The organism is Pseudomonas sp. Root569, assembly GCF_001427465.1.
GTDB classification, from domain to species: domain Bacteria; phylum Pseudomonadota; class Gammaproteobacteria; order Pseudomonadales; family Pseudomonadaceae; genus Aquipseudomonas; species Aquipseudomonas synxantha.
In genome coordinates, this window is the sequence record NZ_LMGQ01000028.1 from 12,260 (window position 1) to 39,183 (window position 26,924).

Annotated in this window: 19 protein-coding genes and 1 pseudogene; 11 read left to right on the forward strand and 9 right to left on the reverse strand. The window is 59.5% G+C overall.

The annotated features are described in order from the left end of the window. Positions 1-36 precede the first annotated feature (36 nt). From ASD70_RS24965 to ASD70_RS24980, 4 genes are all read left to right on the forward strand, one after another. Positions 37-8,271 (forward strand): two-partner secretion domain-containing protein, encoded by an 8,235-nt coding sequence (locus ASD70_RS24965; RefSeq protein ID WP_056847684.1) that lies wholly within the window; start codon positions 37-39, stop codon positions 8,269-8,271. An 11-nt stretch (positions 8,272-8,282) separates the two neighbouring features. Continuing rightward, positions 8,283-8,597: a hypothetical protein gene (locus ASD70_RS24970; RefSeq protein ID WP_046068324.1), complete on the forward strand. Its 315-nt coding sequence runs from the start codon at positions 8,283-8,285 to the stop codon at positions 8,595-8,597. A gap of 62 nt (positions 8,598-8,659) precedes the next feature. Continuing rightward, positions 8,660-8,914 (forward strand): hypothetical protein, encoded by a 255-nt coding sequence (locus ASD70_RS24975; protein ID WP_046068323.1) that lies wholly within the window; start codon positions 8,660-8,662, stop codon positions 8,912-8,914. Between the two features lie 19 nt (positions 8,915-8,933). Continuing rightward, positions 8,934-9,482, forward strand: coding sequence for a hypothetical protein (locus ASD70_RS24980; RefSeq protein WP_046068322.1), 549 nt, complete (start codon positions 8,934-8,936; stop codon positions 9,480-9,482). 228 nt (positions 9,483-9,710) lie between these two features. On the opposite strand, the gene ASD70_RS24985 is transcribed toward ASD70_RS24980, so the two are convergent. Together ASD70_RS24985 and ASD70_RS24990 are read right to left on the reverse strand one after the other, a co-directional pair. Further along, positions 9,711-10,154 carry a bleomycin resistance protein gene (locus ASD70_RS24985; RefSeq protein WP_046068321.1) on the reverse strand — a complete coding sequence of 148 codons (444 nt, stop codon included), beginning with the start codon at positions 10,152-10,154 and terminating at the stop codon, positions 9,711-9,713. A gap of 231 nt (positions 10,155-10,385) precedes the next feature. Further along, complete coding sequence (locus ASD70_RS24990) at positions 10,386-10,973, reverse strand: TetR/AcrR family transcriptional regulator (RefSeq protein ID WP_056847686.1); 588 nt, start codon at positions 10,971-10,973, stop codon at positions 10,386-10,388. 135 nt (positions 10,974-11,108) lie between these two features. Between ASD70_RS24990 and ASD70_RS24995 the strand changes: the two genes are divergently transcribed. The 3 genes from ASD70_RS24995 to ASD70_RS25005 all read left to right on the forward strand — a co-directional run bounded on the left by ASD70_RS24995 (position 11,109) and on the right by ASD70_RS25005 (position 13,057). After that, a complete protein-coding gene (locus ASD70_RS24995) occupies positions 11,109-12,140 on the forward strand; it encodes an NADP-dependent oxidoreductase (RefSeq protein ID WP_056847887.1) in 1,032 nt (343 codons plus the stop codon). Between the two features lie 57 nt (positions 12,141-12,197). Beyond that, positions 12,198-12,644 (forward strand): GNAT family N-acetyltransferase, encoded by a 447-nt coding sequence (locus tag ASD70_RS25000; protein ID WP_046068318.1) that lies wholly within the window; start codon positions 12,198-12,200, stop codon positions 12,642-12,644. Between the two features lie 113 nt (positions 12,645-12,757). Continuing rightward, positions 12,758-13,057 (forward strand): hypothetical protein, encoded by a 300-nt coding sequence (locus ASD70_RS25005; RefSeq protein WP_046068317.1) that lies wholly within the window; start codon positions 12,758-12,760, stop codon positions 13,055-13,057. 204 nt (positions 13,058-13,261) lie between these two features. Here the strand turns inward: ASD70_RS25005 and ASD70_RS25010 are convergent, their stop codons facing one another. Beyond that, positions 13,262-13,921, reverse strand: coding sequence for a hypothetical protein (locus tag ASD70_RS25010; protein WP_056847687.1), 660 nt, complete (start codon positions 13,919-13,921; stop codon positions 13,262-13,264). A gap of 118 nt (positions 13,922-14,039) precedes the next feature. Between ASD70_RS25010 and ASD70_RS28980 the strand changes: the two are divergent. Next, positions 14,040-14,243: pseudogene (locus tag ASD70_RS28980) on the forward strand (mannonate dehydratase); the annotation flags it as partial. A gap of 97 nt (positions 14,244-14,340) precedes the next feature. On the opposite strand, the gene ASD70_RS25015 reads toward ASD70_RS28980, so the two are convergent. Next, positions 14,341-14,961 carry a LysE family translocator gene (locus tag ASD70_RS25015; protein ID WP_056847688.1) on the reverse strand — a complete coding sequence of 207 codons (621 nt, stop codon included), beginning with the start codon at positions 14,959-14,961 and terminating at the stop codon, positions 14,341-14,343. Between the two features lie 143 nt (positions 14,962-15,104). On the opposite strand from ASD70_RS25015, the gene ASD70_RS25020 reads away from it, so the two are divergent. Together ASD70_RS25020 and ASD70_RS25025 are read left to right on the forward strand one after the other, a co-directional pair. After that, positions 15,105-15,893 (forward strand): NAD(P)-binding domain-containing protein, encoded by a 789-nt coding sequence (locus ASD70_RS25020; protein WP_056847689.1) that lies wholly within the window; start codon positions 15,105-15,107, stop codon positions 15,891-15,893. A gap of 152 nt (positions 15,894-16,045) precedes the next feature. Further along, positions 16,046-16,375, forward strand: coding sequence for a putative 2OG-Fe(II) oxygenase (locus ASD70_RS25025; RefSeq protein WP_052721933.1), 330 nt, complete (start codon positions 16,046-16,048; stop codon positions 16,373-16,375). A 231-nt stretch (positions 16,376-16,606) separates the two neighbouring features. Here the strand turns inward: ASD70_RS25025 and ASD70_RS25030 are convergent, their stop codons facing one another. After that, the gene (locus ASD70_RS25030; RefSeq protein WP_046068313.1) at positions 16,607-17,527 is read right to left on the reverse strand and encodes a LysR family transcriptional regulator; all 921 of its coding nucleotides are present in this window, start codon (positions 17,525-17,527) and stop codon (positions 16,607-16,609) included. Between the two features lie 145 nt (positions 17,528-17,672). On the opposite strand from ASD70_RS25030, the gene ASD70_RS25035 reads away from it, so the two are divergent. Then, positions 17,673-18,683, forward strand: coding sequence for a zinc-dependent alcohol dehydrogenase family protein (locus ASD70_RS25035; RefSeq protein ID WP_056847690.1), 1,011 nt, complete (start codon positions 17,673-17,675; stop codon positions 18,681-18,683). Here ASD70_RS25035 and ASD70_RS25040 read toward each other — a convergent pair. The 4 genes from ASD70_RS25040 to ASD70_RS25055 all read right to left on the reverse strand — a co-directional run bounded on the left by ASD70_RS25040 (position 18,670) and on the right by ASD70_RS25055 (position 26,761). Continuing rightward, positions 18,670-19,821 carry a sensor histidine kinase gene (locus tag ASD70_RS25040; protein WP_046068311.1) on the reverse strand — a complete coding sequence of 384 codons (1,152 nt, stop codon included), beginning with the start codon at positions 19,819-19,821 and terminating at the stop codon, positions 18,670-18,672. The two genes, ASD70_RS25035 and ASD70_RS25040, sit on opposite strands and share 14 nt — an antisense overlap. 251 nt (positions 19,822-20,072) lie before the next feature. Continuing rightward, complete coding sequence (locus tag ASD70_RS29855) at positions 20,073-21,566, reverse strand: methyl-accepting chemotaxis protein (protein ID WP_056847691.1); 1,494 nt, start codon at positions 21,564-21,566, stop codon at positions 20,073-20,075. 183 nt (positions 21,567-21,749) lie between these two features. Further along, on the reverse strand, positions 21,750-23,903 hold the full coding sequence (locus tag ASD70_RS25050) for a TonB-dependent siderophore receptor (RefSeq protein ID WP_056847692.1): 2,154 nt from the start codon (positions 23,901-23,903) through the stop codon (positions 21,750-21,752). A gap of 293 nt (positions 23,904-24,196) precedes the next feature. Then, on the reverse strand, positions 24,197-26,761 hold the full coding sequence (locus tag ASD70_RS25055; protein WP_046068308.1) for an autotransporter family protein: 2,565 nt from the start codon (positions 26,759-26,761) through the stop codon (positions 24,197-24,199). Positions 26,762-26,924 lie beyond the last annotated feature (163 nt).

Here is a 26,924-nt window from a genome sequence, read left to right on the forward strand (position 1 = left end):
GCGGCATTTTAGAGCTTTCAAGACACAGGGATCGTCATGAACAAACACCTCTACAGGATCGTTTTTAACAAAGCCCGTGGCCTGCTGATGGTAGTGGCCGAAAACGTGCTGGGCAGCAAAAAAGCCTCAGGCACCGGGATCGGTGTCGCCCCTGTCGTCTTGAATACTGTGCTGACACTGCGTCCCCTGCGGTTCTCATTGATGGCGGCGTTGGGCTTGATCACATTGGCCTCGCCGCTGGCCTGGGGCGATATTGTGGCTGACCGTGGCGCTGCGCCCGGCCAGCAACCGGTGATTATCAACGCCGCAAACGGTGTGCCCCAAGTCAACATTCAGGCCCCGAGTGCGGCAGGGGTGTCACGTAACACCTACAGCCAGTTCGACGTTAATGCCCAAGGCGCGATCCTTAACAATGCGCGCACCAATACCCAAACTCAGCTGGGTGGCTGGATTGAGGGCAATGCGCATTTGGCCGGCGGTACGGCGCGAGTGATCCTTAATGAGGTCAACAGCAGCAACCCCAGCCAATTGCGTGGTTACATCGAAGTCGCCGGTGACCGAGCCCAGGTGGTGATCGCCAACCCGTCGGGCATCGCCTGTGACGGCTGTGGTTTTATCAACGCTAACCGTGCCACCTTGACCAGCGGCAGTGCGCAGATGCAGGACGGCCAATTGCAAGGCTACCGCGTTGAAAGCGGCAAGGTGGTTATCTCCGGCAAGGGCCTGGACGCATCGCAGACCGACTTTACCGATGTCATCGCACGCTCGGTCGAGGTCAATGCCGGTATTTGGGCCAAGGACCTGCGGGTGACCAGTGGCGCCAACCAGGTCAATGCCGACAATACCCAGGCGACGGTCATCAACGGTTCCGGCGATAAGCCCCAGGTCGCCATTGACGTGGCGCAGCTGGGTGGCATGTATGCCGGCAAAATCAAGTTGGTGGGTACCGAAGCCGGCCTGGGCGTGCGCAATGCCGGGCAAATAGGTTCGAGTGCCGGCGATGTGGTCATCAGCGCCGACGGGCGCCTGGGCAACAGCGGGCAAATCAGCAGCAGTCAGAACCTGCAGGTGGACAGCCAGCTGGGCATCGATAACAGCGGTTCGCTGTACAGCAAGGGCGCCGCGACGCTGTCCAGTCGTGGCGATATCAACAACCAAGGGGTGGTGGCTGCGCAGCAGGACTTGACCCTGACCGCCCAAACCATCGACAACGCCAGCAAGTCGATATTGGGCGCAGGTGTGGCAGCTGACGGCGCGGTCAGTGGCAATGGTGCACTACGCGTCAGCGCCAGCCAGACGCTCAAGCACCAAGGCTCGGCGATTGCTGCCGGGGATCTGCAGTTGAGCGCCGAGAACCTTGACCTCAATGCGAGTAAGATCGCTGCGCACAATGTCATGCTCACTGCCCGCACGGGCGGCGCTGACTTAAGCGGTGCAGCGTTGGACGCGACAGGGACGTTGAGCACAGCGGTGCGACAAACCCTGACCACCGACAGTGCCAAAATCAACACCGAAGGTGTGCAATTGGCCGCCGGCAGCCTGTCCAACCGCCAAGGTGAAATCGTCCAGGTCGGCAAGGGCGCCACGGTGATTGCTGTGTCCGACAGCCTGGATAACACCGAAGGACGCATCGCGAGCAATGCGACCGACGTACGCCTTTCGGCGGCGCGCCTGTCCAATGCCAAGGGCAGGATCGAGCACGCCGGCACGGGCAGCCTGACCCTTCAGGGCCAGGCGCTGACAGGTGCCCAAGGCAGCCTGCAGAGCAATGGTCTACTGCAAGTCACCGTTGCCGACGCGGTACTGGACGGCGCCACCACCGTAGCCCGGCAGATTCAAATCGACGCCAACCAACTGTCCAATCGGCAGGGGAACATCCTGCAGACCGGCGCGGGCACGTTGCGCATCAACACCACGGGCCTGCTGGACAACACGGGCGCCACAGTGGCCAGTGACAGTGATATCAGCCTGACGGCTGATCGCTTGCTCAATCAAGGCGGCGCGGTTCAGGCGGCGGTGGCCGGCAACCTCAAGATCACCGCGCATACGCTGTTGGACAACAGTGCAGGCACGCTGGCCGCAGCCAAGGGCGCACAGTTGAGTACCGGGCAGTTGCTCAACGCGCAAGGCAAGATCACTGCGGGCGACAGCCTCACGCTGTCCGGCGGGCAGGTGAACAATGACCACGGCACGCTGGCGGCCATCGGCGCACTCAGTGTCAGCGCCGACGCATTGCGTAACCGGCAGGGCACCGTGGGTTCGGTCGGCGGGCCGCTGGTGCTGACGGTGAGCCAGGGCGCGTTCGATAACATCGGCGGTGTGGTGCAGGCCCGGCAAGGCGTGACAATTACCAGCCTGGGCCTGAATAACGACGATGGGTTGATCAGTGGCGCGGCCTTGTTGCTCGACAGTGCCGGGCAAGGCCTGTCAAACCAGCGCGGCGCCATTATCGGCAGCGGCACCGTGGACCTGCGCAGTGGTGAGCTCAAGAACCAGGCCGGGCTTATCCAGGGTAGCGGTGCGATCACACTCGACACCCATGGGCAAACGTTGACCAATACTGACTCGGGCAGCGCCAATGGCATCCTCGGGCAGGCCGGTATCACGCTGCGCTCCGGCAACCTGAACAACAACGCCGGCTTTATCGGCAGTAAAGGCGACGTGGCGATCCATGCCGCGCAGGTCGATAACCTCGACGCCGGTGTACTCAGCAGTGAAAAGAGCCTGCTGCTAACCGCTGGCGGCCTGAGCAATCGCGGCGGCCAGCTGCAGAGTCTGGGGAACGCGCGGCTGGACATCGGCAGCGGTCACCTCGATAACGTCGGCGGCCTGCTGCGTGCCGGGGGCACCTTGACGGTCGATGCAGGACAGTTGGATAACCAGCAGACCCAGGGGAGCAACCAGGGCGTAGAGGGGCAGTCGTTAGCCCTGAACCTGGCGCAGTTGCTTAACCGCTCGGGTGCCATTCGTGCCGACCAGTTGCTGAGCGTCAACAGTACCGGGCAGTTGGACAACAGTGCGGGCCTGATCTCGTCGAGCAAGCAAGTGTCGATCAACGCAGACCAAGCGCTGCTCAACAGTGCCGGTACATTGATCGCCGGAGAACGGCTCGGCCTGACCAGCGCCAGCCTCAGTGGCGATGGCCGCGTGTTTAGCCTGGGCGACATCAGCCTCAACCTGGCTTCGGGGTTGGTCAATACCGGCAAACTGCAAGCCAACGGTAATCTAGAGGTGACCCTGCAAGGCACGCTCGACAACCAGGGTGGGGTTCAGGCCGGCAAGCAATTGCGGGTATTGAGCGGTGGGGTTGAAAACCGCGCCAACGGTGAGATCAGTGCCGCGCAATTGAACCTTGATGTGGGGGATACCCTGAATAACCGTGGCTTGATCGATGCCCAGATCACCCGAATCAATACCCAGGTGCTCAACAACCTTGGCAGCGGCCGTATTTATGGTGATCACGTATCCATTGCGGCGGGGCAACTGACCAATGATGTGGAAGATGCCCGAGCGGCCGTGATCGCCGCGCGCGAACGCCTGGACATTGGCGTCGGGACGCTGGTCAACCGTGAGCACGCCATGCTTTTCAGTGCCGGTGACTTGTTGATCGGCGGCGCGCTGGATGCCCAGGGGCAGGCCACCGGCCAGGCCGGGCTGGTGCATAACGCCAGCGCAAGTATCGAAGCACTCGGCGGGCTGAGCCTTAACAGTGCCGAGTTGCGCAATACCAACGAACACTTCAGCACCCAAGTGGTTGAGGTCAGCCGCGAAGGCGTCCAGGAGTTCCAGCACACCGGCTCTGCCAATCGCTATCGCCCGGATCAGATCTCACTCTACAACGACGAAGTCAGCCACTTGGTCAGCCCCGAGGGCGTGGCCGATAACTACAACCGCTACGACTACACTCGTACCACTACCCAGACCCAGATCCTCACCTCGGACCCGGGTGAAATCCTTTCCGGCGGCTCAATGCTGCTGACCGCCAATTCGGTGTTGAACGACAAGAGCCGGATCATCGCCGGCGGCACGTTGGTGGGCACTATCGGACAGCTCAACAATACCGAAGTCACCGGGCAGCAGACGGTGACGGACAGTGGCACGTTCAGCCATTTGTATCGCATCCATCGCAAGGGCCGTGACCGTCAGGGCCGTTCGACAGCCGCCTACAACCCGGCCGCCAGCGTCACGGATATTTTCCTGCGGCCAACCCAGTACCTGCAAAACACCGCCCATACCGGCAGTGGCCTGCAACTCGGCACTCGCCTGACCAGTAGCGTCGATCAGGCTGCCGGCGGTGCCAGTGCGGCCAAGGTCAATGTGGGCAATGGCCGAGCGCCTGGCCCGGTGCTGGAAGTGGCGGCGCTGCAAGCGACGGCGGCGGGAGGCGTAGGTGAGTCAATCCGTACCGGCGGGCTTAATGTGCAGGTGCCGGACAACAGCCTGTTCCACCTCAATCCCCAGGCCAACCCGAACTATCTGGTGGAGAGCGACCCGCGTTTCACCAGTTATCGTTCCTGGCTGTCTTCCAACTACATGCTGGATCGGCTGCAACTGGATCCGGGCCTGACCCTTACGCGGCTGGGCGATGGTTTCTATGAGCAAAAACTGATCCGCGAACAGATTGCCCAACTCACCGGCAGACGCTTCCTCGACGGCTACGCCAATGATGAGACCCAGTACCGCGCGTTGCTCGACAGTGCGCTGACCTACGCCGGCAAGTGGAAGCTGGTGCCGGGTGTGGCGCTCAGCCCTGAGCAAATGGCCCAGTTGACCAGCGACATCGTCTGGCTGGTGAAGAAGGACGTGACCCTTGCCGACGGCAGCGTGACGCAGGCGTTGGTGCCGCAGGTGTATGTGCGGGTGCGCGACGGCGACCTGGATGGCTCCGGTGCACTAATGGCGGGCAACGTAGTCGACCTCAAGCTACAAGGCGACCTGGTTAACCGCGGCACGATCGCCGGGCGCAGCGTGCTGGCGATTTCCGCCGACAACCTGCAGAACCTGGGCGGGCGCCTGACCGGTGGCGAGGTGGAGGTAAAAGCCCGCACCGACTTGAACAACCTCGGCGGGTTGATCGATGCCTCCACGCGCTTGAATACGGTTGCCGGTCGCGATATCAACATGGTGTCCACCACGCGCAACACCGAAAGTGCCCAGGGCACCGCCACGGGTATTTCGCGGGTTGCCGGGTTGTTTGTCTCCGATGCCAAGGGTGAACTGGTGGTGAACGCGGCGCGCGATATCAACCTGAGTGCGGCGCAGATCGTCAGTTCCGGCAAGGACGGCAAGACCACGGTGGTTGCTGGCCACGATATCAACCTGGGCACGGTGACCCAGAGCCGTGAACAAAGCGTGCAATGGAACGCCAGCAACTGGCGCAAGGACGCGAGCCGCACCGATGTCGGCAGTGTTATCAAGGGTGAGGGCGAGGTACGCCTGATCGCGGACAATGACCTCAATGCCCGAGGCGCCAAGGTCGTCAGCGAGCAGGGCGGGGTCACCGTTTCGACAGGCCGCGACGTCAATTTAAGCACCAGCCAGAGCTACAACTTTGTCGACGAGGCCCATAAGGTCACCGGCAGTAACAGCTTGTTCTCCAGCAAGACCACTACAACCCGCGACACCGTGAGTGAAACCCGCGCCCAGGCCACCACCCTCAGTGGCGAGACCGCGTGGGTCAAGGCCGACAATGACTTGAATGTGCGCGGCAGTAACGTGGTCTCCACCAGTGGCACCACCCTGGTAGCCGGGCACGATGTGAATGTGGTGGCCGCCACCGACCAGCTCAGCGAACAGCACTTCAAGGAGGTCAAGCAAAGCGGGCTGTTCAGCGGTGGCGCCATCGCGGTGACCATCGGCAGCCAGCAGCGCAGCGACAAAAACCGTACCGCCAGTGAAACGGCGGCGGCCAGCACCATCGGCGCCACCGATGGCAACGTGAGTATCCTGGCCGGCAATGCCTACCGCCAGGTCGGCAGCCAAGTGACGGCGCCCAAGGGCGATGTGAACATTGCCGCGCGGTTGGTCGATATCCTTGAGGCCCGTGACCAGCAACACATCACCCAGGAGACCAAGTTCAAGCAAGGCGGCCTCACGATTACCGTAACCAACCCGGTGATCGAAGCCGTGCAGACCGCCCAGCGCATGAAAACCGCGTCCGACCGCACCGATGATGGCCGGCTCAAAACACTGGCGCTGGTCAACACCCTGATGGGGGCGGGCAACGGCTATATCCAGTATGACAAGGACCGGTCCATGGCCGGCGGCATTAATATCAGCATTTCGGCCGGCACCAGCAAGAAGGAAAGTAAAACCGAGCAGACCTCCAATTCGACCGCCAGCTCGTCGGTGTTGGCCGGTGGTGATGTCAACATTACCGCGGCCGGCGCCGGCAAGAACAGTAACCTGACCTTACAAGGCAGCCAGATCACCGCCGGCCATGATGTTAACCTCAAGGCCGACGGCGCTATTGCCTTGCTGGCCGCGCAAAACACGGTGCAACAGCGCACGACCGAAAAGGGCAGCAACGCCAGCCTTGGGATTGGCATTGCCATCGGCGGCCAAACCACTGGCATCAGTTTTAACGCAGGGGCGTCCCAAAACCGCGGCAAGGCCGATGGCGATGATGTGGTCTGGAGCAATACCCATGTGGACGCCGGTAATAAGGTCTCGCTCGATTCCGGTGGCGATACCCGACTCAAGGGCGCAGTGGTGAGTGGCAAGCAAGTCACGGCCGATGTGGGCGGTGATTTCAGTGTCGAAAGCCTGCAGGACACCAGTACCTACAAGGCCAAACAGACTAGCCTGGGCGTGGGCGTGAGTATTTGCGTGCCGCCATTCTGCATCGGCTCATCGAGCTTCACGTTGAGTCAGAACAAAGGCATTCAGAAATCCAACTTTGAAAGTGTCACTGAGCAGAGCGGCATTCGGGCCGGGGACGGTGGTTTTGATATCCGGGTCAAGGGCAACACCCACTTGGTGGGCGGCGTGATCGCCAGCAACGACAAGGCGATTGCCGATGGCAAGAACAGCTTGAGTACCGGCTCATTGACCACCGCTGACCTGCACAACAGCGCCAAGGCCAGCGCCGACAGCAGTGGGCTCACCCTCAGCAGCGACTTTGTCGGCCAGGGCATGTACGGCGCCAGCAAGGCCTTGTTCAGCAACTACCTGGATGCAGGGAAGGCTTCGGACTCTTCCGAGGGCAACACGCTGAGCGCGGTGAGTGCCGGCAATATCCTCATTACCGATGCCTATCGCCAGCAGCAATTGACCGGCCGTGATGCCAGTCAAACCGTGGCCAGCCTTAACCGTGACACCGCCCACTCCCATGTTGGCGCCGAGCGTCAGGACCTGGACAAACTGCAGCGTACCGCCGAGGCGGAGCAGTCGATCAAGAATGAGGCCTATCGCCAAGGGGTGCAGTTTACCGATAAGGCGTATCGCACCATGTTCAAAACGCCGCCACAGATGTTGGCGCTGGAGCTGGATGAACAGGGCAATGTGAAGGAAGGCGCGGACCAAAAGCCGTTGTTCCGTGTAGTGGGTGATGCAGAAAGGCAACATCTGCAGGCGGATGAAAACAACGTAGTCAACGTAGCCCTCAATGGCATTTTCAACGACGACAAAGCCGCGGCTAAATACGCGGCTCAGCATCGCGACCCTGGCGCGACCGGGCCACAGTATTTCATGTGGTTTCCCAAGGCGGACAATACCCTGTCGGAGCTGTTGATTGCCGGGTATCAGAAGGCGATGGATAACGACTTTTTCGGCTTGACCAACTACACCGCGGCCTCGCGCCAGTTGCAGCTCGACTATGGCGCCACTGGCTTGCACCTGACTGAACACAGTCGCGGCACTATGACCGGTGGTAACTCCCGACAATCCATTTACAACATGCCTGATGCTGCCGGGTTACTCAGCAAGACTACGGTGTATAACTTCGGTGGAGCGTTCAATGTTTACACCGCCGATGAACAGTTGGCCTTTTTGCAAAACCGTTCGGCCGTCACCGACCCAGTCGAACAGGCGAAGATGGTTCTTAAATACGAAGTTCATAACAACGACCCGGTGGGCAGGTGGTTCTTCATGGGCAATAACCCGGGTACTGGCGGCGTAATACCTGAGGGCAGCAGCTTGCTCAAGGAGTTGGGCAATGTCTTCACCGGTGATACGACCATGCACAGCTGTTATGGCAGTGGTGCGCAAGCCTGCGCAAGATATTGGCCGCAAGGCAAGCCGGTGCTGGTGCCTGTCAGCCCGAGAAAATAAGGAGATTGATCATGTGGCTTAAACCTATGGCATTGGCGCTGCTGCTTGCTACCCTCGTCACCGCCTGTTTCAGCGAGCCCTTTCAGCCCCCGGCGGCTGATGCGGACTTATGGGAGAAACCCGGCGCGAGCAGCAAGGATGTCTTGACCTCCATGTTGGCTTGCGGTGAGAAGAATGGCTCCGGCATCGATCCCAATGCCAGCTTCCAGGAGCGGGCGCAGCGCTTTGTGTGTATGAAGCGCTCGGGCTACACCCGGCGTGATGGTTTTGACGTCTGTGCGTTGCGCACCCAAGAACCGTTGAAGGCCTGTGAGTCGGCGCAATGAAACCACAAAAAAACCGCCCTCTTTTTGAGGGTTCGTCACTCAACACGATAGGGACATCACCTGTGAAATATGCAGTCTGCGCCACCTTGCTGCTGTTACTGAGCGGCTGTCTGACCATGTCGGGTGAGTACACCGTGACGGCTCAGGACGCCTCCGGCGCCCCGTTAACCAAGCTCGGCACGTTCACCGCCGAGGGCCATAACATTTACCCCATACGCAATGCGTTCTGCCTCAATGCGCCGGGGGCGACGGTCATCATTCGCGATGCCCGGACCGGCGAGGAACTGAGCAGCGAAAGCCCTTATCACTGCCGTTAAGCCTCAAAAAAGGACTTCCATGAGAGCGTTTCTGATAGCCGGCCTGGCCGTGGCCGTGAGTGGCTGCGGCAATATTTCCAATATCCGTGCTTACAACACGCCCTATGTTGAACCCACAGCAGGGGATACCGCACGCTTGCGCGTGATCACCAATGGCGTGGCGCGCGGTGTGCCGGGCCGTGACTGCATCGACTGGCGTGTGCCTGGCGCCGGGGTGATGGCCGTGTCCGAATCCGGCTTTGCGGCTCAGAATAATGGCCGCAGCCTGGGCATGCCCGAGAGCAACCGCCGGGTGGAGGCGCAAGGCTCGGCGCGTAGCGAACTGAAGGTGCCGGCGAACAAGCCTTTTGCCATGAACTTCCAGAGTGAGGGCTATGTTTCTGGCGGCAATTCCTATAGCTGCAGGCAGAGCTTTCACTTCACCCCCAAGGCCGGGCAAGATTACGAACTGATCCTGCTGGACGGTGGCCAGTGCCTGGTCGCGTTGCAGCGCTTAAACCCAGCTGGAAAACCTGAAAACGAGCCTGTTGAGAAGGCAGGGCTGTGTAGAGCATTGGATGCCTTTTAGCTTAGCGTATTCAGAATTCCAGCAATAGGTGGCTATCCGGACATTGCGGATAGTTCAAACCTAAACGTGAGCCGAATCAATGCGCATCGGGGGCGTGGCCTTTAGCCGACTTGACATACCAGGCGCATCCAAGAGGCAGAGAAGTGAGCCAGCTTGCACTTGCGGAGGAGGCAAGCTGGGCGAAACCAGAACCGAGTTGGTCGTCCGCTTTTGGCCGATAGCTGCCGCTCACTGACGACCATTTTCGACCGAGAGCGGACGCTCGCCCAACCGCTCTACCAACCTTACGAGATAACCGTCGGCATCCTGGACGATGAATTCTCTCTGGCCTACTTCTACATTTTCTGCCCGATACCAGGTGTCTTTGCATTCTCGATAGAGTGAAACACCAGCCTGATCAAGTTTTTGGATGATGGGGGCGACAGCTTCAACATCAATCTGTAGGTTCATGCCTCTTCCAAACGGCCTGGTCAACGGCGCCGTCAGCCATTGACCCGCGTGCGGATCAATCTGCTCAAGCATTACTTGAGCGCCATTCAAATCAAGGTATGCAAACCCATCTTCCGGGCGTTGATAAGCTACTTTGAACCCCAGGCAAGAAACCCAAAAAGCCAAGCTGCCCTGCAGGTTGGTGACCATTAACTCCGGCACCAGTTTGTTGCGTTCGAACATGAGATGACTTCCATTTCACAAGGCCCATTTTTGCAGGCGAACAGGTGTCAGTATCCAATAAATGCGCCGCGATCCAAATGTGGGAGGGGGCTTGCTCCCAATAGCTGTGGGTCAGCCAACATCAATGTTTGCTGGTCTCACGTCTTCGCGGGCAAGCCCCACATTTGGATCGTAGAGCATCAGTTAGATAGCGGTCGACTGTCAGGCTCCAGGGAGAGCAAGCTTACTCCCCTATCGCAGCAGCCCCGATAGCAAAATACGAAAGCTGGCGATTGCTTGCGTCGATGCCAGGTGTGGATCAGCCGCACTCGCGATCCACAGAGACGCATTCAAGGCTGCGCCGTTGACCAGATAGGCAGTCGCCTGTGCATCCACGGGTTTGATGACGTTCTGATCGATCAACACCTGAATGCTGTGCATGGTGCTGGCCAGGCACGCGCTTTGGCTGGCGGCCCGCGCCGGGTCGCCAAGAACCGCAGGACCATCCAGCAGCACGATACGTTGAATTTCCGGTTCAAGCGCCAGCTTGATCCACTCGACGCACTCCTCAACGAAACCCTCCCACGGCGTATCTGCTGTTTCCACGACTGCACGTAGGCGCGCCGAGGATTCTTCGTCTATCTGAGCAATCACGGCTTCCAGCAGGCCTTTCTTGCCACCGAAGTGGTGATAGAGCGCGCCGCGTGTCAGTTCGGCATCCGCTGTCAGATCCTCCATGGCAGTTTCGGCGTAGCCCTTCGCTGCAAAGGCTTTACGGCCTGCCGCGATCAATTTGCTGCGCGTTGACGCAATCATATCTGCACGTTTTTGTCGCGCCATCAGGCTCTCCTCACTAGATCATGAATGCATTGACATGCAGGACGTATGTTAATACATTAATCGCATACATTTTGTATGCGAGTGCGACAGCAGCTGCCTGCCGCATCATTTGCTCAACCTAAGCGCGAGAATGTCATGACAAAACTATCGAATCAGCAGGTCGTACTGGCGGCGCGTCCAGATGGAGATTTGAAGCCATCCGACCTACGTCTTGAGGATGTAGCAGTACCGATACCTGGCGAGCGTGAAGTTCTGCTGGAAACTATTTACCTCTCCATTGACCCTTATATGCGCTGGTGGATGAGGGCTGAAAAGTCCTACAACGATCCTATCGAGATCGACCAGGTCATCGTCGGTGCTACGGTGTCCCGTGTGAGGGCGTCCCATCACCCCGATTGGCAAGTGGGTGCTTGGGTATTGGCTTTTTCCGGATGGAAACGCTTTGCTGTTTCAGACGGCAGCGACCTGCGTCGACTTGATCCAGACCTGGCGCCGCCTTCCACCGCACTGGGCGTGCTTGGAATGACTGGTTTCACGGCCTATGCGGGCTTGCGTAACATTGGCAAGCCCAAGCCGGGCGAAACCGTAGTAGTTGCGGCTGCCAGCGGCGCGGTCGGCTCTATGGTCGGACAAATCGCCCGTCTGCGTGGTGCACGAGCGGTAGGCATCACTACCGGGGCGCAGAAGCTCTCTTACGTGAAGGACGAGCTGCATTTCGATGCAGTGGCCGATTACAACGCGCCAGACTTCGCGGAACAACTGGCCAAAGCCTGCCCGGACGGGATTGACGTCTACTTTGAAAGTGTCGGCGGAAAAATCTGGGATGCCGTGCTGCCGCTCTTGAATACTTACGCTCGCGTACCTGTGTGCGGGGTTATTTCTCAATACGAGAAACCGTCCGGTGTCCAGGAAAACACCGATCGCCTCTCCAATACGATGGCGCAGATTATGGGCAAGAGCCTGACCCTGCGTGGTTTCATCCAGACGGAATATGCTCAAGAGCAGCTAGCTGATTTTCTCGAGGAGGCGGGCCAGTGGATCGCCGATGGAAAATTGAGTTATCGCGAACAGATTACCCATGGGTTGCATACCGCACCGCAAGCTTTGATCGACCAACTCAAGGGACGTAACTTTGGCAAGACGATTGTCCAGGTGAGTGAGGTGTAAACCGGTCTAGCTGGAACCCTGCCCATTAAAACGAGCTCATACCAGGATAGGGGTGTTATGAAACGATTTGAGATTCAACAGATCGCGCAGCTTCCACCACAGATCCTGGCGTTGGAAAAAGAGGCCGTTGGTGAAGGTTTCAGGTTCCTCACCCGCCTGGTTACCGAGTGGCACTCTGGAGCAAACCGCTTTGATGCCCCCGGCGAGTGCCTGATGGCGGTTTATTTGAACCAGCAACTGATAGGCATTGGAGGTCTGTCAGTTGATCCATATGCTGGAAATAATGCGGCTAGACTGCGACGGGTATACGTCGCAGCTTCGTCAAGGGGGCAACATGTGGGGCAGACGCTAGTAAAGGCGCTGGTTGCACGTGCCGCTCTCAGGTTTCAGATCGTGCGTCTTTGCACTGATACGCCTGAAGGGAACGCGTTTTATACGCACTGTGGTTTCAAGCGAACAGATGATGCCCACGCCACCCATATCATGTTGCTTACGGACACCTGAGTCTTGAACCCTCGACGTCACTGCCCATTGACGCAGTTGAACCGCACACGCCTGGAACGAGCGACTGTGCCTGGAAGTCTACCTGTATCTACTCATGGGTAAGGTACAGGGCAATGGACAAGACAATCACCGTGGATCAACTGGCTACCACTGACCTTGGATCCATCAACGAGATATGGCTCGGCGGCACGCATACCCAGCTATGCCTATGGCGTGGCGAACAAGTCTTCACCCACGAAATGCTCAGCGAGGGCACCCACGATCAGAATGTGCGACGCCTGTGCTTGCAGTTGGTCAACCCTGACGATCAGGCCGCAGTGGCCAGCGTGGAGTTGATCGCGCGGCAACGGCTGGAAAAGATGGGGAAGAAGGGCGAGTTTTATCCGGCTCAAGAGGTGGATACTTATCGATAGTGGGCCGCTCTTTGGATTTTCACGCAGGGCAGCGAGCCCGGCTGGTGTCTTTGGGTGGTGGACACCCGAACTGGCGACGCGGTCACTGCCACGCCTCGCAGAAGGCGGTAATACAGCTCTTGCAGGGCCAGCGGGCTGCTCTTGTCCGATTGCTGCAAGTCACTGAGCGCAGCAACCGGCCAAAAGCGGTCATTTGGCGATGTCTCAGGATTTAGAACAGAGGTTATTCAAAAGAGGGGTGGAAACTTGGTTGGGTATTGCATTAATGGAGTCGATCACGGAACTCGAACCCGACGTTGCGAGTACCAATTTCGGGTACGTGATAGCTATCGCACAAAAGAAAATAAACGCTACAATTAAAAAGGTCACAAACCAAGCAGCTTTATCTAAAACTTTAGATTTTGGTTTTGCCTCCATTGTTTTATAGAGCCATATAAAATTGTATCCAGCGAGCACGATAATCACCACTAAAGCGGCCCAGGTAAAAGCGACAACAAAAAATCTGTGATCATAGGTTAACGCCGCCATTGCTTGCATTATTGGAAGCGCCACAAGCATAGCAAGACATAATGCCAGGTTTTTAAGGCCGTCAAAAAGAGTTTTAATGTCAACGATAAATGGCTTGCTGAAGAATGGCTCTACCTTGCGTATTAAGAGGTCTTTTTTGATGATCAGAAAGTCTGTGCTATTAACTTTGTTGACCTTTTCTCCCGTGTCTAAAAAGTATGTTTTTTGCGAGGTGATAACCGTCTGTTCGCCAAGGCCTCTTGGCTCTTTAGTTTCCTTGGTTTTTTCAATGACGATGTAAGTTTTTTTTGATTTGGTTTTGGCTTTAAAGCGGTCGGTCTCAATAGCAGCTGTCATTTTGGTCTTCGCGTGTTGGGTTAGCAAGATGATATCGAATTGGCATTATCGATGTGTAGGGCCCTTATTTCCATATCCGCATGTTCTATTCTTTGATTCAGGCCCCACGGAAGTGAAGTTCAAACGCGGCTGCGAGCCGGCGTGACGGGTACATCGCCAATTATCAGCAAAGCGTGCGCGACCTGGCGAGTTGCGGTATCGATATCGTGTGCTACAACTTCATGCCGGCGCTGGATTAGATCCGCACTGACCTTGCCTGGGCCTGGCTGATGGCGGTTGGGCGCTGCGTTTCGATCTAATCGCGTTTGCTGCTGCGCACCTCAGCCAGCCGCTTGATTGCGGCGTAGCAGCAGGATGAAGGAGTAATTCGATTGTGTTTCTATCCGACGCCTGTGTTTGCAGTGGATTGATGCTGGCGCTCAAGCCCTGCGCGCAGTCAACAACACCGTCGCCGCCGCCGACAACAACCCCGCGCAGCAACGATTGAACAGGCGCTTGCCACGTGGCTCGGCGAACCAGCGGCGCATATGCAGGCCCATATAGGCGTAGGCGCTGATGGCGACCCATTCCAGCGCCAGGAACATCGCGCCCAGCAGGGCGAATTGCGTGGTGATAGGTTGGCCTGGCACCACGAACTGGGGGAGGAAGGCGGTGAAGATCAGGATAGCCTTGGGGTTGCCCGCCGCCACCAGGAACTCCTGTCGCGCCAAGGCCAATAAGCCGACTTTGCTGGTGGCCGTTTGCGTCTGTGCCTGTGGGTCCGCACGCCATAGCTGATAGGCCAGGTAAAGCAGATACGCCGCGCCGAGAATCTTGATTGCGTAGAACAACAATTCCGACGTCTGCAGCACCACCGCCAACCCTGCAGCGGCGAGGGCGATCATGCCGGCGAAGGCCAGCAAGCGGCCGAGACCGGCCAGGCAGGAGGTGCGGTAGCCGTAGCGAGTGGCGTTGCTCACCGACAGCAGGTTATTGGGGCCGGGCGCCATGTTCAGGGCGAAGCAGGCGGGGAGAAAGAGGGCGAGGGTGGCGAGGTCCATGGCGGCTCCAGGTGACAGGTGGCAGAGGCATGAGCATAAGGCTACGTGGCGCGGTTGGACAATCCTTGCGTTGGCTCGCTGCCTTGTAATCTGGCTATGATGCTGCGACACCCATCACGGGCTTTCGAAACGGAGGAAACACCTTGCTGAGCATCGGCATCCTGGGCGTCGGCGAATTGACTGAAAAAGTGGTGATTGGCCTGCGTCGCGGCGGGTTCAGTGGGCGGGTGCTGCTGTCGCCACGCAACCATGAGCGTGCACAGCAGTTGGGCAGGGCCTGGGCTTGCGAGGTCATGGCCGACAACCAAGATGTGGTCGATCAGGCGGATTTGTTGTTCCTGGGTGTGCGCCCCGAGGTGGTGGAGGCGCTTTCCCGGGAGGTACGCCTCAAGCCGGGGCAACCCCTGGTTTCCCTGGTCGCCGGCATGAAGCTGGATGACTTGGCGCTTTGCTTCCCAAAGGCGCAGCCGGTGCGGGCGATGCTGTCCTATGCCGCGCAGATCAACCAGTCGACCGTGGTGGTTACGCCAGCGGGGCAGCCCCTTGAGGCGTTGTTGGGCACCCTTGGGACGTTGATCGTGCTGGATCAGGAAAACGCCTTCGAACTGGCCACCGTCGCGGCCTGCATGAACGGTTGGTTCTATTTCTTTCTCAATGATCTCCAACGGTGGTTTACCGATAAAGGACTGAGTCCAGAGCATGCCCGGCAATTGGTGATGGGCAATATGCAGGACTGCCTGGCCAGCGCCGGTCATCAGCCCCAGGCGCGCATGGACACCTTGGGCAATGCCATCGCGACACCGGGCACCTTCACGGCTGCCGGGCTCGAAGTGCTGCGCGACAAAGGTGCGCCGCAAGCGTGGGCAGCAGCGTGTGATGAGGTGCTGGAGCGCTTGCAGAAAGCGTCGCAGAGGCACTCCGGCGATCAATAACCCTCAAGTTATTAGCAAAGGTTTACACCACTGCCTGCGCTCCTTCGGTATGTTTTTCAGCCACTTGCGTAATCTGGTAGTGCCTCAATGCAGCGTTGTCATCAGCGGTTGGATCCGCAGCTCATCACCATCCGCCGGCTGTTCCAAGCCCGTTGGCCGGCATCCAGGTGCCGGACGCGCAATGGCTCAACGGCGAGCTCAAAGCGCTGATTGCCCTGCGCCTGACCGCCGACACCCAGGGGGCGCAGCGCAGCAATACCGGCGGTTGGCAGTCCGCCCATGATTTCCCGGAGTGGGACGGCGCGGCCTGCGAGACGTTGGTGAGGTTTGCCGCTGAGTTCGCCCTGACTGCCGGGTTCAGTAGCACCTGCGCGGCGGCCAGTGGCACCTTTGTCATGTTCCCTTCCTGGCTGATGCACTCGGTACGACGCTTTGAAGGCTCGCGGCCGCGGATCTCAATTGCGTTTAACTTTGGCGTATGACTGCACTTGGCGCATGGCGTGAATAACCGCCTGCGACCACTGATCTTTAGCTTGGCCCGACCAGCTTGAGTTCGTAGCCACCTGCACAACAGCATCGCGCCACTGTATGGCCTTGAGGTGACTGATGCCCCTATGGAACTGCCGCTGGAACCGATCTCTATGCTGTATCGGCGCACGGATCAAATGGATGGTCGCTCCATCTGGTTTCGCCAAGTGATCAGAGAGGTCATGTCAACGACATTGCCCCAGCCACTGGGCATGTAACTGCACAAAGTGCTCCTGTAGCCATTCAACAAACACCTGCACCTGTGGGGCCAGGTGTGTCCGACTTGGATACAACAGCGATACCGGGCGCGGGGCAGGGCGATAGGCGTGCAGGATCTCCACCAGCGCGCCACTGTGCAGGTGTTCGGCCACGGTGATCCCGGGCGCCTGGATGATGCCGAAGCCTGACACGCCACATTGCACATAGGCATTCGATTCGGTGACGGTGATGCCCGCGTGGCTGACGAAGGTCTGGTCCTGGCCCTTGACCATGAAATGCCAAGGCAAGGTCCGGTTGTTTTGGCCGGACAGAAAGTTGACCCCTCGATGGCTGGCCAGGTCTTCCAGGCACTCGGGGCGACCTTGTGCGTGCAGATAGTCTGGGGCCGCGCAGGTCACCATGATTGCTTGCGCGATAGGGCGGGCAATGAGGCTCGAGTCAGGCAAGTCGCCGATGCGTAACGCACAGTCGATGCCCTCACCGATCAAATCAACGGTTCGATCAGTCACCCCCAGTACCAGGTTGATGCCGGGGAAATTGTCGGTGAAGCCCTTGAGGCTGTTGATGAATTCCAGTTGTGCGAAAGCGCTCGGGATATCGATGCGCAGACGGCCACCCAGGGTTGCCCCGGTGCGGTCGAACATACTGGTGGCGGCGTTGATATCCGCGAGGATTTCCTGCACCCGAACATAGAAGCGCTCGCCCTCGGCGGTGAGCGCCACCTTGCGGGTGGTGCGCTGGAACAGGCGCACACCTAGTGATGCTTCCAGCTCCTGGATATACCGGGTGACCTGCGGGCGGCCAATGTCCAGCGATTCAGCGGTTTTGGTGAAACTGCCAAGCTCCGCCAGCCGGGCGAACAGGCGCATTGATTGCAGCAATTCCATGACGATTTCCGGTGGCGATTGTTATATCAGGATAGAACAATCCTGTGTTTTTTTGCGCATTTATTGCGCGCGGCCAATGGCGAATGATGGACCCAAGGCAGATCGATTGCGGTTTGCGGTCATTACCTGCATTGGGAGATTCATCATGAAAGCGTGGTTACTGAAAGACTTCGGCCTCGATAACCTGCAACTGGACGAGGCGCCCACCCCACATCCGCAAGCTGGCGAGTTGCTGGTCAAGGTCGGCGCGGTATCCCTGAACTTTCGCGACAAGGCCATCGTCGACGGCATCTATGAGCCGCACAAGGTGCCCAAACCATTGATCCCGGTGAGCGACGCTGCTGGCACCGTGGTAGCAGTGGGGGACAGCGTGACGCGCTTCAAGGTCGGTGACCGCGTTAACTCTCACCTGTATTCGCGTTGGCTGGATGGCGAACCGGGCCCCCACGAACCGGATTACTGCTTCGGTTCGCCGCTGCCGGGCGGCCTGGCCGAGTACATGATCATTCACCAGGACAGCGCCGTAGCCGCACCCGCCAATATGAGCGATGAAGAGGCCGCTACGTTGCCCATTGCCGCGCTCACCGCCTGGTACTCATTGGTGGATTTCGGCCAGATCCAACCGGGGCAAACCGTGTTGGTCCAGGGCACGGGTGGGGTCTCCATCTTCGCGGTACAGATTGCCACGGCGCTTGGCGCAAAGGTGATCGCAACGTCTAGCAGCGACGACAACCTGCACGCCGTCAAGCGCCTGGGTGCAGTAGCCGGGATCAATTACCGGACGACGCCAGACTGGGCGGACGAGGTGCTGAAACTCACCGCAGGCAAGGGTGTCGATCTGCTGCTCGATGTCGCGGGGGGCAACGGCATCAATCAGTCGGTCGCGGCCACCAAGGCGTCCGGGCGCATTGCACAGATCGGTTTCTTGACCGGGCAGACTGTAGCGCTTGACCTCATGCCGCTGATCTTCCGCCAGACGACACTGCGTGGCATTGCCGTAGCGCCACGCTCATCGTTCGACCGGATGAATGAGTTCCTCAACCAACACGATATCCGCCCTGTTATCGACCGGGTCTATCCGTTTGCACAGGCGCGTGAAGCTTACGAGCATCTGGCCAGGGGCGCGTTTGGGAAGGTGGTTATCAAGGTGGGTTGAGGATGTCAGGGGCACTGTCGAGGGGAACCCTCACGCTAAAGACCGTGCCCTGTTCTGCATCCGAGCTGACATCGATGGATCCGGCATGGGATGCGACGATTTCCGAGGCGATGAAAAGGCCCAAGCCCAATCCTTCTGCGGAGCCTAGATCGATTGTCGAGCGCTGGGAGAAACGGCCCATGGGGTTGAATATGAAGGGCAGCACGTCTTCGGGTATCGCCTCGCCGCGGTTGTGCACGGTGAATACCGCGCACGCCTCCACGGTGCCTAGCTCGACCTTGATCGGGAAGGTGGTGTCCCCATGCTCCACCGCGTTGCTGATGATGTTCGAGAAGACTTGCTCCATTCTGGCACCGTCAAATTTTCCTGAAACCGCAGCCTTCATTTCGAACACGACATTGGCCTCTGGATGAAACGCCTGGATTTCTTCCACTACTCGCTGGCACAGCGGTGCGAGATCGATAGCCGCGGTTTTTACCGGGATGCCCGGACCCATCTGGCAACGTGTCAGGTCAAGCAGGTCGCCCACAATCTGGCTCGCTCGGCGCACGCTGGTGTACATCTGGTTGGCAATTTTGTTGTCCCGGGGGCCGATGTCCTTTGAACGCCTGAGCACGTCGGCTCCCAGCAGGATCGCGCCCAGCGGCGTGCGCAGGTCATGGCCAAGTATGCCCAGAAACACATTGCGTGATGCCTCGACCGCACGTGAATAGCTGGCGATGGACTCGGCGAGCGCCTGATCGATGGCCTCGTGGAACCGGGTCATGTCGTCGACATTGATCGGCGTGCCCTCGTTGACTTTTCTCATCCATTGGCTCACCACACTGGTTCTGAGTGCGCGGTATTCCGAGACCATTTGATCAATCGTGAAACCGGCCATCAGGCGCGTCATTGCGTGGGTTTCAGCGGCGGTTTCCTGGTCATCGGCCGGAATCAGCCCTTGGGCCTTGGCGGTTTGCTCTCGCTTGGTCTGCGTGGTGCGCAAGTCGGTCACGATTGCCCGCAACATCTGCTCGGCATGATCGCGCAGCGCCACGCTATCGAGGTCTCCGCCCGGCGTCTTGATGGTTCTGGCGAAATCTTCCCAGGCCTGCAGGATCGGCTCGAGGTGCTCAAGGATGAAGTCGGGCAGGCGCATGTCTGGAGTCCTGGTAGGAGGCGAGGCGGGCAGAAAAGCGAGGCTGCGCAGGTAAGTATGAATGTCGGCAGTGTAGGAGGTTGTCGGTTGCTTTAATAGCTCGACCGGTGGCGGGCACTCTAGCCGCGGTCCAACTGTGGGAGGAGGCTTGCCTCCGATGGCGGCCTGACAGCCGATCTTGTGTAGATACCTATGGCCATCGGGGGCAAGCCCCCTCCCACATTTTGACCCACGTGTGTCTGGTGCTCTACTTAAGGATGAAACCTGCGCCCCAGCGCATCCAGCCGCACCGCAATCGGCGGCAGGCGTTCGCTGCTGCGGGCGAGGGTCTCGACGTCGTCAGCGGTGCTTTGGGCGATGGTTTGCACAGACTGCAAGCGCTCGACAATTTCCAGGTTCGCCGACGTCTGCTCGCGGGTGGTGGTGACGATATGGCCGTTGAGTTGGTCAATGTGGGCAATGTCCTGGCCCACGGCGTGGAGCATGTCCACCGCCAACTGGCTGTCTTCCACACAACGCTCCACGCCTTCGCGGCTGGCGTGCATGGCTTCGACGGCCTGGCGGCTGCCCTGTTGCAGGCCCTCGATGATGGTCTTGATTTCCTGGGTGGACAGGGCAGTGCGCTGGGCCAGGCTGCGTACCTCATCGGCCACTACGGCAAAGCCCCGGCCCTGCTCGCCGGCGCGGGCGGCTTCGATGGCGGCGTTGAGGGCCAACAGGTTGGTCTGGTTGGCGATGCTGCTGATCACTTCCAGCACCGAGCCGATTTGCTCGGCCTGCACGGCCAGGGATTGCACGGTGGATTCAGTGTCATTGATGCGTGACGCCAATTGGCTGATTTCATGCTGGGCGCGACCGACGCTTTCCTGGCCGCGGATAATTTGCTGGCTGGCCTGGCCTGCGTGTTCCACCGCTTGTTCGACCTGCACCGTGATGTGACCGGTGGCGGCTTCCAGGCGCTGCATCGAACCGGTCATCTCGCCGATCTGCGCCAGTTGATGGTGCGCGCCTTTTTCCAGGGTGCCGCTGGCGGTGGCCAGTTCCTGGCCGAGTTGCCCAAGGCCGTGGGAATCGCGGGCAACGCCATCGATGAGGTGGGTGAGCTGTTGCAGGAAGTGGTCGAAACGCGTGGCCAGGGAGACTCGCAACTTGCCTTCGCCTTTGGCCGATTCCACGGTGAGCTGCGAGGTGACGGCGAGCATCTTCTCGAGCATTTCCTGGCTCTCGACCGCCTCAGCCTGGCTATGCACCGCCAGGTAGAGCAGGGCGACGGTTTCCATCACCACGTAGAACGCGTGAACGAAGATCATCGTCCAGCCGCCGTGATGCTCCATCACAAACACCGGAAAACCCTGATGCTGCAACGCGTGGAACACCAGGTGATGCGCGGCGATGGTCAGCGCCGCCACCAGGATCGGCAGCCAGTCACGGTAGAAGGTCAACACCGCCAGTAATGCGAAGATGCCGAAGTGGGCTTCGATCACCCCATGCGCCTGGTTGATGTGCAGCGCCGCCATCACCATCAGGCCGGCGCCCAGTGCACAGCGCATCACACGGGTGCCGCCGATGACGCGGTAGAGCGCGGTCAGCACCACGCCGGTGCCGCCACCGACGATCAGCGCCTGTAGCCAGGTGTCATGCCAGAACGCCAAGCCCAGGGAGAATAGCGACATCAGCCAGATCAATGCCAGCATGATGCGGTCGGCCTTGCGGTAGTGCTCAATAAAACGGGGGCGGACGGGCATTCACTCTTACTCCATGAGGGTGGGGTGCCGAGGTCTAGCAAGCACGCAGCGTGCCACGAAGGCCTGCCGCTGTGGAGTGAAGCAGATGTTCGGGATTTTTGCGGTTGCCAACGCTTTATCGGCAGGCCTATTGCGGACTTTAGAACGGCTGCCCGAACAGGCAGCCGTGGCGGCATGGGCGCTTTAGAAGCTGTACTTGGCGGTCAACATCATGTTGCGCGGAGCGCCATAGGAATCACCGCCATAGCTCGCAGAGTTGGCAATGGCCTGGTAGTACTTGCGGTCGAAGATGTTGTTGGCGTTGAGCTGCAGGTCCAGGTGCTGGTTGACCCGGTAGCCGGCCATCAGGTCGGTGACGGCATAGCCGCCTTGCTTGAGCCGGTAATGGCTGCCATCTGCCAGTGCGATGTCGTTGTACATGCGGCTCTGCCAGGAAATGTTGCCGCCCACGCGGAGTTTTTCCAGCGGGCCCTGGAGGTTATAGCGGGTGGTCAGCTTAAACAGATGCTCCGGGGTGTCGGTGTCGAACTGCTTGTTGACCTTCTGCGGGTTGGCGTCGTCCTTGATGGTGTGGGTGCGCGCGTAGGTATAACCACCGCCGACCTGCCAGTTCTCAGTCAAGGCGCCTTGCAGTTCGAAGTCGATGCCCTGGCTGCGGATTTCGCCCGAGGCTTGGTAGCAGGACGCCTGCGGGCAATCCGGCACGACGATCTGTACGCCGCGGTTTTCCTGGTCGACGCGGAATACCGCCAGGCTCGCATTCAGCGCACCACCCAGGTATTCGCCCTTGATACCCACTTCATAGTTCTTGCCGACAATCGGCTTGAGCGGGGTCGCGCTGGTGTTCTTTTCCTTCTGTGGCGTGAAGATATCGCTGTAGCTGACATACACCGAGTGCTGGTCGTCCAGCTCGTAGATCAGACCGGCGTAGCGGGTGAGGTTGCGAGTGACCTTGTAATCGCCGTCGCCATCGCGGTTGTCATAGTCGTACCAGTCCAGGCGCCCGCCGAGGATCAGCTTGAGCGGGTCGGCCAGGCTCAGGCGCGTGGTCAGGTAGAAACCATCCTGGGTGGTGACGTCGCGCTCGTTGTTGGTGTGGACGAAATTCGGCTTGCCGGCATTGAGCGGCCAGTTCATGTCGTACGGGCTGTAGTTGCGGGTGGTCATGTCGTAGATGCGCTTGCTGGCGCCCACCACCAGTTCGTGGGTGCGCCCGAATGCCTGGAACGGGCCGCTGGCAAAGGCGTCGAGACCCGCCTGGTTTTCATCATAAGTGGCCTGGTACACCGTGCGGGCCAGAGTGTTGTTGGTCCAGCGCGACTGGTAAGAGCCGGAAAACAATGCATCCTGTTCGGAATAATTGGCGTTGACCTGCAGGTTCCAGTCATTGGCCAGGCGTTGGCGCAGCTCGGCGAATACCGTGTTGATTTCCTGGTCTTTGTTCTCCCAGTCGGTGCCCGGGTTGTAGGAGCGCGACAGGTTCAGGTGGTGACCATCCTGGCCGATCATCGACGAGCCCCAGAAGTAGTTAGTCTTGTCCTTCTGGTTCGAGAAACCGAGGGTCAGGCTGGTGTCTTCGCTCAGGTCGGCTTCGGTCACCGCATAGAACAGGCCGTGATCCTGCTCGGCGTTATCGATGAAGCTGTTGGCGTCGCGGTAGGAGGTCACGACCCGGCCGCGCCAGGTACCACTGTCGTTGAGTGGGCTGGAGGCATCCAGCTCGCCGCGGTAGTCGTCCCAGCTGCCGGCGGCGCCGGTCAGGGTGAGTTTCTGCTCATACAGCGGCCGTTTGCGGATCAGGTTGATGGCCGCCGAAGGGTTGCCCGCGCCGGTCACCAGCCCGGTGGCACCGCGCACTACCTCGACGCGATCGAACATCGCCAGGTTCGGCTGCGCGCCTACCGACGCGCCGTTATAGCCGCTGGGGATACCGTCATACATGAGGTTGTCGATGTCGAAACCGCGGGCGGTAAAGGCTTGGCGGCCAGGGCCGTTGGAGTAGTTCAGGAACAACCCGGGCGTGGCGTTGACCACATCGTTGATGCTGGTCATCGCCTGGTCATCCATGCGCTGGCGCGTGATCACGGTCACGGCCTGCGGGGTTTCACGCATCGTCAGGGGCAGCTTGGTCGCGGTGCTCATGGAGCCGGTGGTATACGACACGGTGCCCTCGGTCGTTTGGCCCAGCTGTTGGCCGGAGACCTCGGTGGCGCCCAGTTCAATGGTGGCCGGTGCTTCGGCATCGGCGGCCAGGGCCGCGTGCGAGGTTGCCAGGCAGATAGCAATTGCCATCAAGCTGGGTGAAAAAACGTTGCCGCCGCGTTGTTGCACAAACATTGTTATAGGGCTCCCCAGAGGCCATCCGTGGCGAATAATAAATCTGTTGATAATTATTCTCATCAGTGTGGCAGATTGAATCCGTAGGAAAAAGCCTTGGGGAAGAATTAGTTAACGAAATTTTCCATAGGTTGCGGGCAGGCGTTTAGCCATTATTTGATGCCCGCCGGACTTCTCCGACGGGGCACCGTTCTGCAGTTTTCATGCGTTCAGGGGGCCAACTTGGTAAAAATAGTTGTGTGAGGGTTATGTACCGCAGTGGCTCTCGTACACACTGCGGTACAAAGATCGCCTCAGAACGCCATTCTCAGACCGAACGTGCCTTGGCGGCCGCGGAGCATATTGCTGTCCAGATTCTTTTCGGTGCCGACCTCACCATACAGGCTCACACCCTGTGCAACTTCCAGGGTAGCCCCAAGGCTGACATCCACAGTGGTGGATTTCTGCTCGGTGTCGATACGGGTCTCATGGTTGAAAAAAACGCTATTGTCCCCGGCGCTGGCGTGCCAGACATTGGCCCTCACATAGGGCTGCAGCGGCATGCCATTGACCTTGTAATCGCCGCGCAGGCGCACGCCCAGGCGCGTGGTGACGTTGGTATCGGCGTCATAGGAAACGTCTGAAATTCCATCATTCTGGCTATCCAGCTTGGTTTTGCCGACGATCAACTGCGCCTGGGGCTCCACGACCCAGTCGGCGCTCAGCGCCAGCGGCCAGCCGACTTCGGCGGAGGCGGTGACGTTATGCCCGCGGGTTTTCATCTTCACGCCACGGTCCGACTCGGTGTTGCCATCAAAGCGAGTACCCATCAGCACCAGGTCGAGGTAAGCCTGGTTGGCGCCGATCAGCGTCCAGTAGGCCCCCAGGCTATCGCCGCGCAATGTGGTCTTGCCGGCGTCCTTGTCCTCCCAGCCGCCGTTGAAGCCTTTCACATTGCCCTTGAGGCGGCTATGACCGACGAAGAACCCGAGGCGCTGCAGCAGGCCGTTGTCCAGGTGGCTGGCGAACACATCGGTGCCCACTTGAAAGCCTGTCAGCGAACCGTCCAGGGTCGGGCTGACCGTACCGGCGTAACTCTGGCGGCTGCTGTTGCCGTAGACCCGGCCCCAACCCGCCGGCATGATACCGGTATGTTGCTGGCGGCTCTGATCGCCCATGCGCTCGTGATAAGTACCGAGCATGCCTTGCACGATTTGCTCGGCGGCGGGAAACAGCGCAGCGTACAGCGGCACTTCGGGACGGTAGATCGGGATCTCCTTGTCGGTGGGGTTAGATGGCAGTGGTGGGGTTTCAACTACCGGTTCCGGCAAGGGCGTGACCGGCTCCCCGGGTTCGGGCAGCGGCGTGACCGGAACTGTGGAGCGCAGGTAGTAATTCTGCTCGGTTCCGGTGGTGACCCCACCTTTGAACAGGTAGTAGTCAAACGCCCCGGCGGTGACCGTATTGCCCAGGGTAAAGGCCGTACCTGTCCCGCTCGCGCCATTGAGCGCTTGCACCACCTGGATGCCGTCCTGCAACGTCGCGGCGCCAGCGCCGCCAAGGTTGGTGACCAGCAGTTGGGTGTTGCCTTGCAGCGTGCCGTTGCTGACCACCAGTTTGTCGCTGGCCGAGTTGTCTGCCCCCAGCACGGTTTGCAACGCCAGACGCCCACCGTTGCCGTTGTAATTGCCGTTGATGGTCAAGGTGTCGCTGGCGGTGGAGCTGCCGGTGGTCATGTCGAGGGTGCCGCTGTTGATCACATTGACCCGCTGGCCAGCGGTGAACGGGTCGACGCTGCCCGTGCCGACCAGCAGCGCACTGCTGCCATCTATGGACAAGGTGCCGGTACCGGTTTCGCTGTCCCCCAGCTTCAACGCCCCGCCCAGGGTCATTTGCGAGCCGTTGTCCAGGCGGATGCTTTCCCACTGGGTGAAGAGGGCAGGGTCACCGACCTTGGTGTTGTCCAGGGTCAGGGTGTCGGTGCCCAGGCCCCCATCCAATAATTGCGCCGCCGCCACCTGCGCAGCCACCAGCCCCTGAAGCAATGCGGTATCGTCGCCTTCCCCCATCAGCACTGAGGAATGCAGGTTGCCGCCGGACCAGACCAAGTCATCATTGCCAAAGCTGAGTAACAACTGCCCGTTGACGGTACCACCGGAGATGATTATCTGATCGTCACCGCCACTGACACTGATATTGCCGCCGACCAACGCCTTACCCCAGATCAGGACAGTGTCCCTGCCGAAGCCAGTCACCAGATTGCCGATGATCGTACCGCCAGACATATCGAACCGGTTGTCATCGAGTTTCATGTTGACCCGGCCGATGATGCCTTCGGTCATTGTCGCCTCGTCGCCGTCCTCGAAAGCCCCGGTGATCGTACCGCCGCTCATGAAGAACACGTCCAGCCCGTCGCCCTGTTCCAGCGAGGCGATGGTGCCGCCGCTCATGGCAAAATGGTCGATGCCTGACCCCTGGGTGACTTTACCTGCCTGGCCCCCGGAAATCTGCGCGATATCGGCGCCCGAGCCCTGGCTGACCGACCCGGTGATACTGCCCAGGTTGAGCCGGAAAATATTGTTGCCGTCGCCTTGGTCGAGGCTGCCATCGATCCCGGCGCTTGGGCCGTTCACATCGACCAGATCATTGCCGCCTCCGTACACCACATTTCCGCTCACTCTGCCGGTTGCGGTGATTTCGAGGGTGTTATCACCGCCGTTATCGCTAAAGCCCGGCGCGGTGGCGCTGTCGCAGCTGGAGGTGTCGCTGCCCGCCGTGTTGTTGATGGTACACGCCCCATACGAGGCCAGCGGCCAGGCCGCCAGTACAATCGCTGAGGCAATGCCTGAGTACAACAGAGAAGTGATCCGTGTGCGCATGGTCGGCCCTCGCTTGAGCACATTGATGTCCCGGCACCTGGGATACCAGGCGCGGTTCAAAACCATGGCAACGACGAACTCGATACGGATCAGGGACTACGGGTTACCTGCATCTGAAAACACCGGCCAATGCAAAGGGTTGGCATGGCTTTCTCGACTGCAC

What these genes read in the sequence shown, in the direction of transcription:
- ASD70_RS24965 (WP_056847684.1), top strand. Translation starts at nt 37, where the DNA reads ATGAACAAACACCTCTACAGGATCGTTTTTAACAAAGCCCGTGGCCTG.
- ASD70_RS24970 (WP_046068324.1), top strand. Translation starts at nt 8,283, where the DNA reads ATGTGGCTTAAACCTATGGCATTGGCGCTGCTGCTTGCTACCCTCGTC.
- ASD70_RS24980 (WP_046068322.1), top strand. Translation starts at nt 8,934, where the DNA reads ATGAGAGCGTTTCTGATAGCCGGCCTGGCCGTGGCCGTGAGTGGCTGC.
- ASD70_RS24985 (WP_046068321.1), bottom strand. Translation starts at nt 10,154, where the DNA reads ATGTTCGAACGCAACAAACTGGTGCCGGAGTTAATGGTCACCAACCTG.
- ASD70_RS24990 (WP_056847686.1), bottom strand. Translation starts at nt 10,973, where the DNA reads ATGGCGCGACAAAAACGTGCAGATATGATTGCGTCAACGCGCAGCAAA.
- ASD70_RS24995 (WP_056847887.1), top strand. Translation starts at nt 11,109, where the DNA reads ATGACAAAACTATCGAATCAGCAGGTCGTACTGGCGGCGCGTCCAGAT.
- ASD70_RS25000 (WP_046068318.1), top strand. Translation starts at nt 12,198, where the DNA reads ATGAAACGATTTGAGATTCAACAGATCGCGCAGCTTCCACCACAGATC.
- ASD70_RS25005 (WP_046068317.1), top strand. Translation starts at nt 12,758, where the DNA reads ATGGACAAGACAATCACCGTGGATCAACTGGCTACCACTGACCTTGGA.
- ASD70_RS25010 (WP_056847687.1), bottom strand. Translation starts at nt 13,921, where the DNA reads ATGACAGCTGCTATTGAGACCGACCGCTTTAAAGCCAAAACCAAATCA.
- ASD70_RS25015 (WP_056847688.1), bottom strand. Translation starts at nt 14,961, where the DNA reads ATGGACCTCGCCACCCTCGCCCTCTTTCTCCCCGCCTGCTTCGCCCTG.
- ASD70_RS25030 (WP_046068313.1), bottom strand. Translation starts at nt 17,527, where the DNA reads ATGGAATTGCTGCAATCAATGCGCCTGTTCGCCCGGCTGGCGGAGCTT.
- ASD70_RS25035 (WP_056847690.1), top strand. Translation starts at nt 17,673, where the DNA reads ATGAAAGCGTGGTTACTGAAAGACTTCGGCCTCGATAACCTGCAACTG.
- ASD70_RS25040 (WP_046068311.1), bottom strand. Translation starts at nt 19,821, where the DNA reads ATGCGCCTGCCCGACTTCATCCTTGAGCACCTCGAGCCGATCCTGCAG.
- ASD70_RS29855 (WP_056847691.1), bottom strand. Translation starts at nt 21,566, where the DNA reads ATGCCCGTCCGCCCCCGTTTTATTGAGCACTACCGCAAGGCCGACCGC.
- ASD70_RS25050 (WP_056847692.1), bottom strand. Translation starts at nt 23,903, where the DNA reads ATGTTTGTGCAACAACGCGGCGGCAACGTTTTTTCACCCAGCTTGATG.
- ASD70_RS25055 (WP_046068308.1), bottom strand. Translation starts at nt 26,761, where the DNA reads ATGCGCACACGGATCACTTCTCTGTTGTACTCAGGCATTGCCTCAGCG.